Raw genomic sequence first — 17,846 nt, forward strand, 5'->3', positions numbered from 1 at the left:
TGTTGCGCAATCAATACGTAATGGCCTGCATCTCGCCGCCCAACGGAATCGCCGGCGCGGTGGCATTGCTGGTGATGATCAGGTCGTATTTGTTGTCCTGGCCCAGGCGCCACTGGCCGCTGACCAGCGGGGTCTTGGCGACGTTCTTCACCGGCCCGCCGTTCCAGTTGATCGGCCCGACCACGGTGTTGAGGTTGGTCTTGAGCAAGGCATCGCGAACCGCGTGTGCATCACCGACTTCTTCAGTGCGCTTGAGGATGTCCACCGCCAGTTCGAACAAGGCATGCACGAAGCCCAGCGGTTGCGTCCATTGCTTGCCGGTGGCCTGGGTGAATCCCTGGGCCAGTTGCCCGGCACTGGCGCCAGTCAACGAAGAGCTGAACGGGTGCGTCGGGCTCCACCAGATTTCGGTCGACAGGTTGTTACCGGCCTTACCCAGCGCTTCGACGGCGGTCGGAAACAGCAGCGCCTTGCCCACCGACACCGCTTTGGGCTTGAAGCCTTGCTGGCGAGCTTGGGTCCAGAAGGTGCTCAAATCCGGTGGAATCACCACACCGGTGACGATCTCGACGTCGGCCTTTTTGAACGCGGCGATCTGTGCGGAGAAGTCGTCGGTCAGGCTCTGAAAGCGGCCGGGGTCGACCAGTTGGAAACCCTTCTGCGCCAGCACCGGCGGGAAGCCAAGCTTCTGGTCGCCCCAGGCGTTGCCATCGCCATCGTTGGGAAACAGACCGCCGACCACTTTGTTCGACGGCATCGCGCCCCACATCGAGCTATATGCGCCGATCACATCTTCCAGGCCCCAGAAGAAGTGGTACGTCCACTCGAAGCCTTGATCCGGTTTGCCGCCCCGGGTGAAGAACCACGGCTGCCACGGGGCGACGGTGGAGATGCAGGGAATCTCGTTGATTTCGCATTGGTCGGAAACCGGGTTGGTGGTCTCCGGGGTCGACGACACCAGCATCAGGTCGACTTGGTCCGACAGAATCAGCTCGCTCGCCACTTCCGCCGCGCGGTTGGGGTTGGACTGGCTGTCCTTGACGATGACTTCCAGGCGATAAGCCTTGCCGCCAACGTTGATCGTGTTCTTCAGCACTTGCTTGAGCGATTCGATGATGTAGTTGTCAGCCGCCGCAAACGGCGCCAACGGCCCGGTCTGCGGGCTGACATAGCCGAGCTTGATCACCCGCTCACTGCCGATGGCGAAGGTGAACGGCATACTCGCCAGTGCCACGCCACCGGCCGCGACGCCGGTGCTGCGCAGGAAATCGCGGCGGGAGAAGTTGCGGCCAAACAGGTTGTTATCGTTGTTGTCTGTCATGTCAGTACTCCAAAAGCCCGGACGAACGGGGTCGCCACGTGTGGCCGGGCCAGCACGCAGGGTCAGGGGTAAACGGAAGAAGTCGGTTTAAAAGAACAAGCTGACGTCGAAGGATGCGACAACCTGCGAATCCTTTTGCCCATCGGCGTAGGCATCGCGACCGGGGCCGGAATGAATGTCGTAACGCAGTTCCGGACGCAGGCGCACGTTGGGTGTCGGCGTCCAGGCCAGGTTGGTGGTCACGCCGTAGAAACTGCCCCAGGTCGGGTCCGGAATGCCGGTGTTCGGGTCGATGTTGGCCATCATCACGTGGACCGGCGCATCGGTGTAGAACCATTCGGCGCGGCTGTTCCACATCAGGTTTTCACTGAGCTTGTGATACCAGTTGATGTCCGTGCCGTACCAAGTCGCATCGTTCTTGTTGGCGAAGCCGGCGAACGCGCCCTGCTCCTGGGTGCCGTAGTTCAACTCCAGCGCCACGCGGTTGTTCGGGTCGAGCACTTGCGACAAGGTCAGGTACGACGCCAGACGTTTGTAGTCATCGTCCTTGGTGCCCGCCGGCAGCGGCGAGCCGCAACTGCATTCGGCAAAGCTGTCGCCGGCGCCGTTGCCGTAGATGTTTTCCCAGTCGATCCAGGTGCTGAAGTCCGCCGAGCGCCAGCGCACGTTGGCGATCACGTCCGGGTCATGGTTGGGGTCTTGCAGGTTGTTCCAGCCCTGCACCACGCCCAGCTCGAAGCCGAGCATGCTCTCGCCCGGTGCCGACGGCAGTTTGAACGAGTACAACGCGCCGGCATGTTTGGCCGGGCCGTGCATGAAGGAATAGGTGTGCGAGTAGAAATCGGTCGGTGCCGGTGACGGCAAGGCGAAGCCGATTTCGTTTTCCAGTGGTGTGTGGAAAATCCCGACCATCAACTCAGAACCGCCGAGCACCGGGAAGTAGAAATTGACGTAGGCCTGGGCGACGGTGAATGCCGGATCTTCAGCCTTGTTGTCGCGGTTGACGCTCAGGTCCTCGTCCCAGCCGTAGGTCTTGAAGTAGCGCGCATCCTTGCCGTACAGCGCGGTGACGTTGAAGCCCCAGTCAGCCTCTTGCGGCATCGGACCGGGAAACGGCCCCACGCGGCCGATCACATTGCTCTTGGGTTTCTTCTCCACGGCCAGGGCGAACTGGTTGAGGTTCACGCCTTCGTCGGTGTTGAAAAAGCTCTGCTTGCTGACGTCATCCGTGCCGTTGTTGTTATAGATGACCCCGGCCTGCGCCCAGCCGTAGAGCTTGATCCCGTGTTCACGCTCAAGGCTGTCGCCGAACACGCTGCGCACCAGCGAACCCATGGGATCTTCTGCCGCCAGCGCCACAGAGGGAAACAAAACGCCGGCACCCAGAACGGGCGCGACCAGGGTTGCTGCGCAAACCCATGCACGAATACTCATACCTGCCTTCCTTATTTTTATTAGGCGCCAATCCCCCGAAGGGGCATGTGGCCGAAAGCAAGGTATGACGTCTTGATGAGCCCTGGCTTGAGCTCCACCCGACCGTTGGCGGATCGTGGTGTTCGGCGTAATGGAGGCTACAAGCCAGCCACTACGCCAACAATTCCAATCTCGGCGACTTCAGTGTTTGCGTATTCAGAACAATGGAGGGGGATTTGCAGCAAAGCTGCCACATGGTTTTGCAACCCTGTAGGAGCTGCCGAAGGCTGCGATCTTTTGATTTTTTTTAAAGCAAGATCAAAAGATCGCAGCCTTCGGCAGCTCCTACAGGGGGTGTGGTATCGGTCAGGCCGTGGTCAGTGGATACAGCTTGTCATCAAACTCCGCCAACTTCGGAAACACCAACGGCTGCTCATCACTCAGATGCTGCAACCGCTGCCCGTAATCAACCAGAAATTGCTGACGCGCCTCATCGCTGATGTACGGCACATGCCACGCCACAAACGGTTCCAACACATCGAATCCGACATAAGCCAGCGTCCCGCGCAAAATCGGCCGCAACATGTCTTCCAACGGACCATGTATCGCGCCCTCGCCAAACATGTGCTCGCGCCCACCCAAGGTCACGGTCACCAGCGCCTTCTTGCCCGCCAATCCACCCTGATCATAGAAACGCTTGCCGCCATAACAAATCCCCGACACCAGTACCCGATCGATCCAGCCCTTGAGTATCGCCGGGGTGGAGAACCAGAAGATCGGGAAGTTGAGGATCAGCAGGTCCGCCCACAGCAGTTTGTCGAGTTCGGCCTGGATGTCGGCAGCCAGCGATTGGCTTTTCACGCCCAGGCGTTGTTCCAGTGCATAGACCAGGTACTCGGGGTTCTCCCGTGACGAGAAGTCCGCGTCGCTGGCCACCGGGTTCCAGTTCATTTTGTACAGGTCGCTGACTTGCACTTCATGGCCCTGGGCTTCAAGGGTAGCCACCGCTTGGTCACGCAGGGCGGCAGTGAAGGATTTTGGTTCCGGGTGGGCGTGGACGATTAGTACTTTCATGGTGGTTCCTTAGACTTTTTCCAGCGTATTGGATGAGTTTGCGGTCGCGCGGCTGGCCAGCAATTGTTCAAGCCAGTCCGGGTCCATTTGTGGTTCGGAAGAAAACAGCAGCCCGGTGTAGTCCTGATGCGGCGGCGTGAAGATCTGGCTGCGCGAGCCGTGGTCGACCACCCTGCCCCGTTGCATCACCAGCACTTCATCGGCAATCGCGCGCACGGTGGCGACGTCATGGGTGATGAACAGGTAGGCGACGCCGAGTTGTTGTTGAATGCGGTTGAGCAGCTTGAGCACACCTTCAGCCACCAGTTGATCGAGGGCCGAGGTGACTTCGTCGCAGATGATCAATTGTGGGTCGGCCGCCAGTGCGCGGGCAATGCAGATGCGTTGCTTTTGTCCGCCGGACAATTCACGGGGCTGACGCTCCATGAAGGTCGCCGGGTCGAGTTCGATCATTTCCAGCAATTCGGCGACCCGCGCACGCATGGCCTTGCCCTTGAGGCCGAGGTAGAACGTCAGCGGCCGGCCGATGATGTCGACGATGCGCTGGCGTGGGTTCAGCGCCGTGTCGGGGATCTGGTAGATCATCTGGATGCGCCGCAGTTGCTCCTTGCTGCGCTGGCGAAAGTCCGCCGGTAGTGGCTCGCCGTCGTACAGCACTTGACCGTAAGTTGGCGGTAAAAGGCCAGTGATCAAGCGCGCCGTGGAGCTTTTGCCGCTGCCGGATTCGCCAATCACTGCCAGCGTCTGGCCGCGATAGAGCTTTAACGAAACATCATGCAACACCGGTTGCTGGCCGTAACTGGCGCAGCTGTTGCGCAGCTCCAGCAAAGGTTCTTCTTGCTGCGGGCAGGCTTTGGGCTCAGTGCGGAAACTGCGCACCGCCCACAGCGACTTGGTGTAGTCCTCTTGTGGATCGCCGAGCATCTTGCGGGTCTCGGCTTCCTCCACGAGTTTGCCGTGGCGCAGCACCATGATGCGGTCGGCCATTTGTGCGACTACCGCCAGGTCATGGCTGATGTAGATCGCGGCGCTGCCGTAGGTCTTCACCGCATCGCGAATCGCCGCCAGCACTTCGATCTGCGTGGTGACGTCCAGCGCGGTGGTCGGTTCGTCGAAAATGATCAAATCCGGATGGCAGGCCATGGCCATCGCGGTCATGACGCGCTGCAACTGGCCACCGGAGACCTGATGCGGATAGCGTTGGCCGATGGTTTCGGGATTGGGCAGGCGCAGCACGCGATACAACTCCACCGCTTCGCGCATGGCCTGTTCGCGGCTCATGCCGCCGTTCTTCACCGCGGTTTCCACGTGTTGATCGATCAGTCGATGGGCCGGGTTGAACGAGGCCGCCGCACTCTGCGCGACATAAGCGATGCGCAAACCACGCAACTTGCGCAGGGCTTCAGGTTTGGCCTTGAGCAGATCGATACCGTCGAAATGCACCGAGCCCCCGGTGATCCGGCAGCCGTCACGGGTGTAGCCCATGGCCGACAGGCCGAGGGTGGACTTGCCCGCGCCGGACTCGCCGATCAGCCCCAGCACTTCACCGCGTTGCAGGGTCAGGTCGATGCCCTTGATCAGCGGATGCCACGCGTCTTCGTAGTGACCCTCGATGTGCAGGTCGCGTATTTCCAGCAAAGGTTTGGTGATCGTCATGTTCAGCATTCCTTGAGGCCGCTGGATTTGTGCAGCATCCAGTCGACGACGAAGTTGACGCTGACCGTGATCAAGGCCACGGCCAGGGCGGGCAGCAACGGACTGATGTCGCCGAAGGTGATCAGTACGGCGTTGTCGCGGACCATGCTGCCCCAGTCGGCGGTCGGAGGTTGAATACCGAGGCCGAGGAACGACAGCGCACTGATGAACAGGAACACGAAACAGAACCGCAGACCGAATTCGGCAATCAACGGTGCCGCCGCATTCGGTAGCACTTCGCGGGTCACCAGCCAGTACAGGCCTTCACCGCGCAGGCGTGCGGCTTCGACGAAGTCCTGCACCACCACGTTCATTGCCACGGCGCGTGAAAGGCGAAACACGCGGGTCGCGTCCAGCAGTGCGATCACCAGCACCAGTGATGTGGCCGTGGTGCCGACCACGCTGAGGATCAGCAAAGCGAAGATCAGTTGCGGAATCGCCATCAGGATGTCCACCACCCGCGACAAACCCTGATCGACCCACCCGCCCTTGATCGCCGCGATCAAACCGCACGAGCCACCGAGCAGAAACGCCAGCACCGTGGTCAGGAACGCAATGCCCAGGGTGTTGCGCGCGCCGTAGACCAGACGGCTGAACATGTCGCGCCCAAGGTTATCGGTGCCCAACAGGAACTGCCCGCCCCACGGCGCAAAGCCCTCGCCCACCACTTGGGTTTCGCCAAACGGCGCCAACACCGGTGCAAACAGCGCCACAAAGATGTACAGCACGATCACCAGCAGCCCGAACTTCGCGCTCAGCGGCGCGCGCATTAATTGTTTGATCAGGTTCATGGACTACCCCTTCGGATGCATCAGGCGTGGGTTGCTGGCAATCGACAGCACATCGGCACTGGTGTTGAGCAGGATGTACGTCGCGGCGAAGATCAGGCTGCACGCCTGCACCACCGGGATGTCACGCTTGGCCACCGAGTCCACCAGTAACTGGCCGAGCCCCGGATAGACAAACACCACCTCGACCACCACCACGCCGACCACCAGGTACGCCAGGTTCAACGCGACGACGTTGACGATCGGTGCCAGCGCATTCGGCAAGGCATGACGGAAGATGATCCGCGACTGGCTGATGCCCTTGAGCCGGGCCATTTCGATGTAAGGGCTGGCGAGCAGGTTGATCAGGGATGCGCGGGTCATGCGCATCATCTGTGCGATCACCACCAGGCTGAGTGTCGCCACCGGCAGTACCGAACGTTCCAGTATTGTGCCTAGGGACGCGTCCGGCGCCAGGTTGGAAATGCTCGGGAACCAGTTGAGCTTCACCGCGAACACCAGAATCAGAATGTAGGCGACGAAGAACTCGGGGAACGACACCGCGCTCAGGGCCGAGGTGTTGAGCAAGCGGTCGAACCAGCTATTGCGGTACAACGCGGCGAGCATGCCCAGCAGCAACGCCAATGGCACCGACACCAGCGCCGCCAGCAATGCGAGGCTGAAGGTGTTGCCCAACCGCGCGCCGACCAGTTCGGCGATGGGCCGCTGGTTGGCCAGCGATACGCCAAGATCACCGTGCAGCAGTTGCCAGATCCAGTGACCGAAACGGGTCAGCGGCGGCAGGTCCAGGCCCAATTGCGCGCGGTAGGCGGCCACGGTTTCCGGGGTGGCGGACTGGCCGAGCATGGCCTGGGCGATGTCGCCCGGAAGCAGGCCGACGGCGAGAAAGATAATCACCGATACGGCGAACAGCGACAGCAGGCCCAAGGCCAAGCGCTGCCCTAACAGCTTGAAAATACTTCTCATCGTGCGGTTCCTTGAATTGGGCACGCTGGTGAAGATTGCAAATTCCACTGTGGGAGCTGGCTTGCCAGCGATAGCGGTATGCCAGCCAACATCTATGTCGACTGTCACGGCGCCATCGCGGGCAAGCCCGCTCCCACAGGGATCTTCATGGGTTGATAGATCGAGGTTTCAGGCCTGCCACCACCGCTCGATCACCCGCAACCCATCCAGCTCGCCGTAAGGCGCGGTCTGTCCGCCATGGGCAACCTTGTTGGAACGTGCCGCCACCGAACTGGCGAACAACGGCACAATCGCCCCGCCCTCGTCGCGGCAAAGGCCCTGCATTTCGTTGTACATCTCGCGGCGCAGCGGGTCGTTCATCTCGCCCCGGGCAGCGTTGAGCAGTTGATTGAAACGCGCGTTATCCCAGTGGGTTTCGTTCCACGCCGCACCCTTGGCATAACCGATACTGAACATGCGGTCGGCGGTCAGGCTGGAGTACCAGAACGACGTAGTGAACGGTTGCTTCATCCAGACGTTGGAGAAGAAACCATCGGCGGGTTCGCGCACCACGTCGATGTCGATCCCGGCCGCGCGCGCCTGTTCCTTGAACAGCACCGAGGCGTCGACGGCGCCGGTGTACGCGGCGTCGGAGGCTTGCAGGCGAACCTTGAGCGAATCCAGGCCGGCCTTTTTCAGGTAGAAGCGCGACTTGTCCGGATCGTAAGTGCGTTGCTCCAGCGCGGTATTGATGAAGCGACTGCCAGGCTGGATCGGATGGTCGTTGCCCACCAGGCCATAACCGTGCAGCACCGACGCCAGCAGGGTTTCGCGGTTGATCGCGTGCTTCATCGCCAGGCGCACATCGTTGTTCTGGAACACCTGGCTGTCGGTGAGCATCGGGAAGGTGTAGTGCTGCGCGCCTTTGGTTTCCTCGATCACCAGATTCGGATTGCGCTTGAGCAGCGCGACGGTTTTAAGGTCGACCTTGTTGATCACGTCCACCTGGCCGGTGACCAGTGCGTTGACCCGCGCTGCGCCGTCCGCGATGGCGATCAATTCGGCGCTGGCGAAGTGCGCGCGGCCCGGTTTCCAGTAATCCGGGCTGCGTTCCAGGGTCATGCGCACGCCCGGTTCGAAGTCCTTGAGGCGATAACCGCCAGTGCCGACGCCGGCCTTCCAGTCGGGAACACCGTCCTTGCTCGGCATGATCACCAGATGATAGTCGGCGACCACGTAGGAGAAATCGGCGTTGCCCGACTTCAATTCGAACACCACGCTGTCGCTGCCATTGGCGCTGACTTTGGCGACATCGCCCAGCACGGTTTTGGCGGCTGAGGTGGATTTCTCGCCGAGGTGATGCTGGATCGACGCCACCACATCTTCGGCGTCCAGGGTTTTGCCGTTGTGGAAGGTCACGCCCTGGCGCAGTTTGAAGGTCCAGACGCGGGCGTCCGGGGTCGAGGTCCAGCTCTCTGCGAGTTCAGGGATCGCGGTGCCGTCGACGGCAATTTCGGTGAGCGTGTTATAGACCGCCGAGAAACCGACGAAGGTGAAGGTGTCGGCCCAAGAGCCCGGGTCTTTGGAGTCGGTGGTGCTGCCACCGGCCAGGCCCAAACGTAAAACGCCGCCCGGTTTCGGCGTGGCCTCTTCGGCGAAGGCGCCAAACGGCAGGCCCATGGAGAACGCCCCGGCCACCGCCGCTGCAGTCGCGCTGTACTTGAGAAAGTCCCGGCGCGGAAAACTGAATTCATGGTTCGCTTGAGTAATCTTGTTTTTGTTATCGCTCATTGCATTGCCCCTGATCAAAAGCTAATGGAATTCCAATTCAAAACCACGCAAAGCACCGGGCCATGGCCCGGTGCGTACAACGTTTGAATCGCCAACTGTCACACCTGGATCGCCTTCACTTCGACGAATTCGTTCAGCCCTTCTTCCCCCCACTCCCGACCATTGCCCGACTGTTTGTAGCCACCGAACGGCGCCTGATAGTTGAACGCCGCACCATTGAGAAAGCACTGCCCGGCGCGCATCTGCCGACCCAGTTGCAAGGCGCGCTCGGCGCTACCGGCCCACACGCCGCTGGACAAACCAAACGGCGAGTCGTTGGCAATCTGGATCGCTTGCGCCTCATCGGCGTAAGGAATCAGGCACAGCACAGGGCCAAAGATTTCTTCCTGGGCGATGCGCATGCGGTTGTCGACATCGGCGAACAGCGTCGGGCTGACATAGAAGCCGCGTTCGAACGTAGAGGGCGTGTCACCGCCGCACAGCAACCGTGCGCCTTCCTGCTGACCGACCTTGATGTAGTCGAGCACGGTGCGCCGTTGCCCCGCCGAGCACATCGGGCCGAGGAAACTTTGCGGATCGAGTGGGTCGCCCATGCGCAGGCTCAGGGTTTCCGCGCGTGCCAATTCCACGGCTTCGGCATAACGACTGGCCGGCAGCAGCATGCGGGTCAACGCGGTACAGGTTTGCCCGGAGTTGATCATCACGTCCTGCACGCCGTAACGCACAGCGGCCGCCAGATCGGCGTCTTCAGCAATCAACAGCGGCGACTTGCCGCCCAGCTCCAGGCACACGCGTTTCACCGAAGGCGCCGCCGCTTGCGCGACGCGAACACCGGCGCCGGTGGAGCCGGTGAACGACACCATGTCCACGTCCGGATGCTTGGCCAACGCTTCGCCGACTTTCGAACCCGGCCCGCTGACCAGGTTGAACACCCCGGCCGGCAGGCCGATGGCTTCGATCATCTGCGCCAGCAAAAACGCGTGCAGCGGTGTTTCCTGGCTCGGCTTGACCACCACCGTGCAACCAGCGGCCAGTGCGGGTGCGAGCTTGCCGATCAACTGATGCAGCGGGTAATTCCACGGGTTGATGAAGGCACAGACGCCGACCGCTTCGCGAATCACCAGCGAATTGCCGACTTCGCGCACTTCGTCCATCAGGTGCGCCAGTTCGACGTATTGCTCAAGGCCTTCGATCGGCCCGTCAACCTGCACCGAGCGACACCACTGCACCGGCATGCCCAGTTCAGCGGTGATTACCGCGGCCATTTCATCGGCGCGAGCCCGCAGTTGTTCAGCGAGCGCGCGGATGAAACCGGCGCGCACGCTGGAGGGCGTTCGCGACCATGATTCAAACGCTTTGCGCGCAGCCGCCACAGCGCTGTCGACGTCGCGTTCATCGCCAAGCGGAACGCTGCCAGCGACTTCCTCGGTGGCCGGGTTGATCACCTCGGCGATGCCCTGCCCCGACGGGGTTTGCCAGCGTCCATCAATAAACAGTGCCTTGTGGTTAAGCATGTACCTGAGCCTCCATTAATTCGTGGGCACAACGGGCGATGCGCTGACAGGCATCACGCAGCGCAGCGGCGCCGACCACCAGGCCGAGGCGGATGTGCCCGGCGGCGCTTGGGCCGAAAGCTTCACCGGCCAATACTGAAACGCCGTGGCGATCGAGCAAGCGGTCGGCAAACGCCTGGGCGCTGAGCCCGGTTTCACGGATGTCGACCATCACGAACATCCCGCCATCGGGTTTCAGTGCGCGGATGCCGGGGCAATCAGCGAGGGAGTCACACACCAGATCGCGGCGCTGGCGATAGGCTTCGCGCATGGCTTCCAGTTCCGGCAGGTTGCTTTCCAGCGCAATGACCGCCGCGTCCTGGATGAAATCCGGTGAACCGTAGAGCATGCACAACGCGAGGTTTTCCAGGTGCGCGGCCAGCGATGGCGGCGCCACCACCCAACCGACGCGCCAACCCGTCATGGCGTGGGATTTCGACAGGCTGTTGAGCGTCGCGGTACGTTCGGCCATGCCCGGCAGGCTCGCCGGGCTGACGTGTTCACCTTCGAATAGCAATTCGCTGTAGACCTCATCGGAAATCAGCCACAGATCGTGGCCGATGCACAGTTCGGCCAACGCTTGCCAGGTGCTGCGCGGCAGGCTTGCGCCGGACGGGTTGTGCGGGCTGTTCAAGGCCAGCGCCCGGGTGCGTGGGGTGATGCGAGTCGCCACGTCTTCCGGCAATACGCGGAAGCCGTTTTCCGAACGCACCGGCACTGGCACGACTACGGCGCCGCAAGCGCCGAACACCGCCTCGTAGGTGACATACATCGGCTCGGCGACGATCACTTCATCGCCCGGATTGAGAACGCATTGAGCGACGCTGAACAGCGCGCATTGCGCCCCGGCCAGCACCGTGACCTGATCCGCCGAGACGGTTTGGCCGCTGCGTTGCTGATGACGCTTGGCAATGGCTTCACGCAGGGCACGCTTGCCGCGCACCTCGGCGTAGTGAGTGTTGCCGTTCAGCAGACTGTCGATGGCGCCTTGCACGATGGGTACCGGCGTGTCGAAATCCGGATCGCCCACGGACAACAACAGAATGTCTTCGCCCTGTTCGCGCTTGGCCAGCGCACGGTAATGGATATCCCACGCGGCAGCACCGTCACCGGCAATACGTTGAGTCAGATCGGAAAAGCGCATGGCTTCATCCCCTTGAAATACACGTCAATGCGCACAGGCATGCTTGAGTTCGATCAGCGTCACGCCGTTGCGCTTGAAGCCGTGGCGCAGGTCGGTTTGCAATTCGGCCAGGCTTTGCGGCTGGGTCACAGTGCAACCGAACGCACGGCCAAGGGCGGCGAAATCCGGGTTGCGCGGCAATACGCCGATCGGCTCGATGTCCAGCCCGATCATGTCGTCGCGGATCTGGCCCAGGGCATCGTTGTTCCACAGCAGCACCACCAGCGGGCTGTCCAGTTCCTCGACCGCCGTCGCCAGTTCCTGCGCGGTGTAGAGGAAACCGCCGTCGCCCACCAGCACCAGACCCGGGCGCTGCGGCGCACCGAATTTGGCGCCGATGCCGGCCGGCAAACCGTAGCCCAACGTGCCGTAGCCGGTCGGGTGCAACCAGCTGCGGATTGCCTGGCTGTCGAAGGCGTAGTTGCCGGTGTAGGCCAGTTGCGTCATGTCGGTGCTGATGAACGCGTTTTCCGGCAACTCCGCAGCGATACGCTCGAGAATCGATTGATGAATCGACTGCAACGGGCCATGGCTGGCCTTGACCGCTTCACGCAGTGCGGCCACCGATGCTACGGCTGCGCCGGCGTCACGCACGTCGGACGGCAGGCGTTCCAGCAAGCCGCTGAGGGTCTGTTGTGCATCGCCGTGCAACGCCACCGCACATGGATAGAAGTCGTTGAACTTGCGCGGATCGATGTCCACCCGCAGCAACTCGCCATTGAGCGGCAGGCGTTCGCGCCAGAAATCGGTGTCGGCCATTTCCGTGCCGACTGCCAGCACCACGTCGGCGTCGGCAATCAGGTTCCAGCCCGGCTCCACGCACAGCGATGAACCGGCATTGAGTGGTGCATCCGGTGCCAGCAAGCCTTTGCCGGCGACGCTGGTGAACAGCGGCGCGGCCAAACGGTTGCTGATTTCTTGCAGCTGCGAAACAGCATTCAGCGCACCGCCACCGGCGATGATCATCGGCCGTTTGGCGCTGTTGAGTTTGGCCACCGCTTCATCGAGCGCCGTGGTGGATGCAGGACCACGCCCCGGACGACGCACCACGTCATTGCTCCAGTCGCGGGCAATCGGTGCCGCCAACACGTCCAGCGGCACCGAAATGTGCACCGGGCGCGGACGCTCACTGTCGAACACCGCGTAGGCACGGGCGATCAGTTCCGGCAAGTCTTCGGCGGTCAGGGCCACGGCCGAGAACGCGGTGATCGGCGCGGTCATGGCGCGCTGGTCCTGGCACTCGTGCAGGATGCCCCAGCCCTTGCCGAGGCTCGCGGTGTGGTTGACGCTGGAAATCACCAGCATCGGAATCGAGTCGGCGTAGGCCTGGCCGATGCCGGTGGCGGCGTTGGTCACGCCGGGACCGGTGATGATGAAGCACACGCCGGGTTTGCCGCTGACTCGCGCATAGCCGTCGGCCATGAAACTGGCGCCCTGCTCATGACGGGTCAGCACGTGGCGAATGCCGCTGCCGGGCAAGCCGCGATACAACTCCAGGGTGTGCACGCCGGGAATGCCGAACACGGTGTCGACGCCGTAGTTGGCCAGCAGGCGCACCAGCGCCTGGCCACCGGTCAAGGTTTTGCTTTGCATGTTCAGATCCTCACGCATGGCCGAGGCGAATCAACGCGTCGACCGCAGTCGTGCCATCGGCACCGACCAACAATGGGTTCACATCGAGTTCGAGCAATTGACCGGCGTTCTCGCAGGCGTAATCGGCCACGGCACGGATCGCCGTAACCAACGCATCGAGATCCGCCGCTTCGCGACCGCGAAAACCTTGCAGCAATGCCGCGCTGCGCAGGCTCAACAAGGCATTGCGGATCGCGCCGTCGGTGGTCGGCAGCAACAGGCTGCGACTGTCCTTGAGCAACTCCACCAGAATCCCGCCAGCGCCAATCACCAGCGCCAGGCCGAAATCGTTTTCGCGCTTGATGCCGACGATCAGTTCGGCCAGCGGTGGCTTGGCCATGGGTTCCAGCAGCAGTTGATCGAACGGAACGCCCGGCGCATAAGCCGCGATGCTCGCGCTCATCTTTTCCAGTGCCGCGCTTAACGCTGCGCCATCCTTGAGATTCAGAGCCACGGCTCCGGCTTCGGTCTTGTGCGGCAGTTGCGCGCTGACGGCTTTGAGTACCAGCGGATAACCCAGTGACTCGGCATCCTTCAGGGCTTTCTGCGGGGTGCTCAATACGCCGTTTGGAATCGGCAGGCCGAAAGCTTTCAACGCCTGTTTGGAATCCCATTCATTGAGCAACTGGCCGTCGCCTTCAAGCGCTTGCGGGCACAGCGGCACCAAGGCCGATTCACCCAGATCCAGCAAGGCCTGACGATTGCGCTGATAACCGGCAATGCGGCCCCACGCAGCCAAACCATCCTCGACACCTTGCAACGCGGCCACGCCTTGGGCATGCAGACGTTCGCGGGCATGAGCCGGCAACAACTCAGGGAACGCCGAGGTGACAAAACCGGTCTTGCCGTAACGCACCAGCGCCTTGCAGAACAGGTCCAGCAGCAGGTCGCATTCCTTGCGCTCGCCGGTGAATTCCGCCGGGTAGTCGAGCACCAGCATCGCTGCATCGGCTGGCGTGCGCAGCGCGCTGTCGAGCATGGTGTTCAAGGCATCGCCATCGCCCCAGATCGCCGTGGTGAAATCCAGCGGATTTACCAGGTTGGCGTAGGTCGGCAGCACCTGCGCCAGTTCGCCGACCTGACTGTCATCGAGTTTCGGCAAGCCCAGGTCGTTGCGTTCGGAATAGTCGGCGATCAGCCCGGCATCGCCACCGGAACAGGCCAGTGCGATCAGGCTGTTGCCCGCCGGCAGGTTGCCGCACGCGGCGGCTTTCAGTGTTTCGACAAAGCTCACCGGGCCACTGACGCGGATCACCCCGAGGCGATCGAACAGCGCGTCGTACAACGCATCGGAACCGGACAGGGAACTGGTGTGACTCAGGGCCAGTTCGGCACCGATCTGCGACACGCCGGTTTTCAGCGCGATGATCGGGATGCCCTTCTCCAATGCCTTGTGTGCAGCGCGGGCAAAACCCGGTACGTTTTTCAGGCCTTCAAGGTGCAGGCCGATAGCAGTAACGCGCGGCTCATCGAGCAACACGTCCAGCAGTTCGGCCACGCCCAGTTGCGCCTGATTACCGACCGAGGCCATGTAGGCCACCGGCAACGAACGATCGCTCATCGACAGGTTGTAGGCAAAGTTGCCGCTCTGGGTCAGCACCGCCACACCCTTCTCCACCGCTTTGCCGCCATGGGCCACCGGCCACAGCGCGGAGCTGTGCAGGTAGTCGAGCAAGCCGTAGCAGTTGGGGCCGAGCAAGGCCATGTCGCCTGCCACTTCGATCAGTTTTTGTTGCAGGGCCTGGCCTTCGGCCCCGGTCTCGGCGAAACCCGAGGCGTAGCAGATCGCCCCGCCCGCGCCGATAGCGGCCAGTTCGGCGACGCAGCTCAGTGTCAGATCGCGATTGGTGGCAATGAAGACTGCATCAGGGCCACACGGCAATTCAGCAATGCTGCGCACGCACGGCACGCCTTCGAGGCTGTCGTGCTGCGGATTGACCAGCCACATTTGCCCTTGGTAGCCGCCCTCGGCGCAGCGCTTGAGCGCGCGCGCCATGCTGCGGCCGCCGACAAACGCCACGTGTTGCGGCGCAAGCATGCGCTTGAGGTTGTCGCGAATGGATTGAGACATGGACATTCTCCGGACGGATCAGCGCAACAGTGGCCGCAGCAATTCGCGGGAAATGATGTGGCGCTGGATTTCCGAGGTGCCTTCCCAGACCCGCTCGATCCGCGCGTTACGCCAGATACGTTCCACCGGACTTTCATCCATCAGGCCCATGCCGCCAAAGATCTGCACCGCCTCATCAGCCGCACGACCGAGCACTTCACTGGCGAACAGCTTGGCCATGCCGGCCTCGCCATCAGTCATGGTGCCCTGATCCATTTTCCACGCGGTGTGCAGGGTCAGCAGTTCAGCGGCGCGGATTTGCGTGGCCATGTCGGCCAGCTTGAACGACACGCCCTGGAAGTTGCCGATGGCCTGGCCGAACTGTTTGCGGTCCGCCGCCCATTGCAGGGATACGTCGAGTGCGCGCTGAGCCTGACCAACGCAGTTGGCCGCGACCATAACGCGCCCGGCGGTCAGCCAGGCGTTGGCCACGTCCCAACCCTTGCCGACTTCGCCCAGCACTTTGCTGGCCGGTACACGGCAGTCGTCGAAGAACATTTCGAAGGTGTGATAGCCACGGTTGCTCACGCACTTCGGGCCACGGCGGATGGTCATGCCCGGGGTGTTGCGGTCGACCAGGAACGAGGTCACGGCGTTGCGCTTTTTGCCGTTTTGTTCGTAGGTGTCGGTCACGGCGAAGACGATTGCGAAATCGGCGTGGCCGGCGTGGCTGATGAAGTGTTTGCTGCCGTTGAGGACGAAGTCGTCGCCCTCACGCACGGCGCGGGTCTGGATCGCGTTGGCATCGGAACCGGCACCCGGCTCGGTCAGCGCGAAGCAGTCGATTTTCTCGCCCTGAATGCATGGCAACAGGTAGTCGTTGATCTGGTCGCCGGTGCAGGCCATGAGGATTTTCGACGGCCGTGCGACGAACACGTGCAGCGCCCAGGACACCTTGGACAGCTCACGCTCGATCAACGCCTGGGACAGGTAGTCCAGACCGCCACCGCCCACCTCTTCCGGCATGTTGAAGGCATAGAAACCGGCGGCAATCGCCTTGCCGCGAATCTGCGCTGCCAGTTCCGGGGAAACCTCATCGGCTCGATCGACCTCGGTTTCGTAAGGCAGCAGTTCCTTTTCGACGAAGCTGCGTACCGAGTCCACCAACATTTCTTGTTCTTGGGTCAGTTGGAAATTCATGCTGCTACCTGTTGTTCGTGTGCTGATAGAGGGGTGCGAGGCTTAGCGGCCAATGAAGCGTGCCGGGCGTTTTTCCATGGCCGCGCGCAGGGCTTCGCTGCCGTCTTCGCTGCGACCGCAGAGCAGGCCGGCGGCCAGTTCCGCTTGCAGTTGTTCGGGCAGGCTGCGCTCGGCGCCTTCACGCATGAGCTTTTTGGTCTGGGCGAAGGCAAAGGTCGGCCCGGCGGCGAGGCGCGTGGCCAGCTCGTTGGCGACGGTCAGCAGTTGCTCATCGGCGCAGACTTCGCCGACCAGCCCGGCAGCCAGGGCACGGTCAGCGCCCCACAACTCGTCGAGGAACAACAGACGCTTGGCTTGTTCGCTGCCGATCAGGCGTGGCAAGTGCCAACTGGCGCCGGCATCCGGCGAATACGCCATGCTGGTGTAACCGGCCTTGAAACGCGCCGACTGCCCGGCAATGCGCAGGTCGCAGCACAGGGTCAAATCCATCCCGGCGCCGACGGCGGTGCCGTTGATGGCGGCGATGGTCGGTTTTTCCAGGCTGTGCAGGCGGGTCATCAGGGCGTGGGCGGTTTCGGTCCAGCCATAGGTTTCCAGCGCGCCCCGGGCTTCGGCATCGGCCCACTCATCGAGGTCGGCACCGGCACAGAAGCTGCGACCGCTGCCAGTCAACACGACGACGCGCACGGCAGGATCGGCATTGAAGGTATCGAGCAAGGCATGCAGGTTTTTCAGCGTCGGGATGTCCAGTGCATTGCGCTGGGCGGTGCGATTGAGCGTGATCCAGGCAACGCCTGCTTCGACCTGACTGAGCAACGAATCATGAGTAGTCATGCGAATCCTCGAATTATTGTGATTGGTCTGAGGTGATGCGACTTGAGGCCATACTAAACGAGTGTTCAGTAAGGCGGCAATCGGCGAGGAAATAAGCTGTAACACGCTCATAATTAAGCTAACTAATTGGTTTTACTGAATTTTCTTAAGAGCGGTCGGAATAGGCCGATGTAACTGTTACAACTTCGAACAACTGGTGACAGAAGGCAGGTCACAAAATTACCGAACGCCACAAAACACTGTGGGAGATTCTATGGTTGAGGGGAAGCCCTCAACCTGCTTTCGGTTGGTATTCACCTTGCCCTTTTAGCAGTGCAAATACGATCCGGGCAAGCTTGCGAGCCAGTATCACCAGGGCCTGCGTGGT

Annotated in this window: 13 protein-coding genes and 1 pseudogene; all 14 read right to left on the minus strand. The window is 61.8% G+C overall.

Annotated elements, in window-relative coordinates:
* Nucleotides 1-10 precede the first annotated feature (10 nt).
* Complete coding sequence (locus ACM110_RS06005; RefSeq protein ID WP_416127020.1) at nucleotides 11-1,321, minus strand: ABC transporter substrate-binding protein; 1,311 nt, start codon at nucleotides 1,319-1,321, stop codon at nucleotides 11-13.
* Nucleotides 1,322-1,408: 87 nt separating this feature from the next.
* On the minus strand, nucleotides 1,409-2,755 hold the full coding sequence (locus ACM110_RS06010; RefSeq protein WP_416127021.1) for an outer membrane beta-barrel protein: 1,347 nt from the start codon (nucleotides 2,753-2,755) through the stop codon (nucleotides 1,409-1,411).
* Between the two features lie 345 nt (nucleotides 2,756-3,100).
* Complete coding sequence (locus ACM110_RS06015; protein ID WP_416127022.1) at nucleotides 3,101-3,808, minus strand: NAD(P)H-dependent oxidoreductase; 708 nt, start codon at nucleotides 3,806-3,808, stop codon at nucleotides 3,101-3,103.
* 9 nt (nucleotides 3,809-3,817) lie between these two features.
* Nucleotides 3,818-5,464 carry an ABC transporter ATP-binding protein gene (locus tag ACM110_RS06020; protein WP_416127023.1) on the minus strand — a complete coding sequence of 549 codons (1,647 nt, stop codon included), beginning with the start codon at nucleotides 5,462-5,464 and terminating at the stop codon, nucleotides 3,818-3,820.
* A gap of 2 nt (nucleotides 5,465-5,466) precedes the next feature.
* On the minus strand, nucleotides 5,467-6,294 hold the full coding sequence (locus ACM110_RS06025) for an ABC transporter permease (protein WP_416127024.1): 828 nt from the start codon (nucleotides 6,292-6,294) through the stop codon (nucleotides 5,467-5,469).
* A gap of 3 nt (nucleotides 6,295-6,297) precedes the next feature.
* The gene (locus tag ACM110_RS06030) at nucleotides 6,298-7,257 is read right to left on the minus strand and encodes an ABC transporter permease (protein ID WP_338581011.1); all 960 of its coding nucleotides are present in this window, start codon (nucleotides 7,255-7,257) and stop codon (nucleotides 6,298-6,300) included.
* 168 nt (nucleotides 7,258-7,425) lie between these two features.
* Entirely contained in the window at nucleotides 7,426-9,027 is a 1,602-nt protein-coding gene (locus tag ACM110_RS06035) for an ABC transporter substrate-binding protein (RefSeq protein ID WP_338581012.1), read from the minus strand.
* Nucleotides 9,028-9,125: 98 nt separating this feature from the next.
* Entirely contained in the window at nucleotides 9,126-10,541 is a 1,416-nt protein-coding gene (locus ACM110_RS06040; RefSeq protein ID WP_416127025.1) for an aldehyde dehydrogenase family protein, read from the minus strand.
* Complete coding sequence (locus ACM110_RS06045) at nucleotides 10,534-11,724, minus strand: pyridoxal phosphate-dependent aminotransferase (RefSeq protein WP_416127026.1); 1,191 nt, start codon at nucleotides 11,722-11,724, stop codon at nucleotides 10,534-10,536. The genes ACM110_RS06040 and ACM110_RS06045 overlap by 8 nt, the downstream gene beginning before the upstream one ends.
* Before the next feature lie 24 nt (nucleotides 11,725-11,748).
* Nucleotides 11,749-13,356 carry a 5-guanidino-2-oxopentanoate decarboxylase gene (locus tag ACM110_RS06050; RefSeq protein WP_416127027.1) on the minus strand — a complete coding sequence of 536 codons (1,608 nt, stop codon included), beginning with the start codon at nucleotides 13,354-13,356 and terminating at the stop codon, nucleotides 11,749-11,751.
* A gap of 10 nt (nucleotides 13,357-13,366) precedes the next feature.
* Nucleotides 13,367-15,466 (minus strand): acetate--CoA ligase family protein, encoded by a 2,100-nt coding sequence (locus ACM110_RS06055; RefSeq protein WP_416127028.1) that lies wholly within the window; start codon nucleotides 15,464-15,466, stop codon nucleotides 13,367-13,369.
* 18 nt (nucleotides 15,467-15,484) lie between these two features.
* Nucleotides 15,485-16,645, minus strand: a complete 1,161-nt coding sequence (locus ACM110_RS06060) for an acyl-CoA dehydrogenase family protein (protein ID WP_416127029.1) — start codon at nucleotides 16,643-16,645, stop codon at nucleotides 15,485-15,487.
* A gap of 42 nt (nucleotides 16,646-16,687) precedes the next feature.
* Nucleotides 16,688-17,479, minus strand: coding sequence for an enoyl-CoA hydratase/isomerase family protein (locus ACM110_RS06065; RefSeq protein ID WP_416127030.1), 792 nt, complete (start codon nucleotides 17,477-17,479; stop codon nucleotides 16,688-16,690).
* 271 nt (nucleotides 17,480-17,750) lie between these two features.
* Nucleotides 17,751-17,846 (minus strand): annotated as a pseudogene (locus ACM110_RS06070) (IS110 family transposase); the annotation flags it as partial.

The organism is Pseudomonas sp. NFX98, assembly GCF_047784845.1.
Lineage (GTDB): Bacteria > Pseudomonadota > Gammaproteobacteria > Pseudomonadales > Pseudomonadaceae > Aquipseudomonas.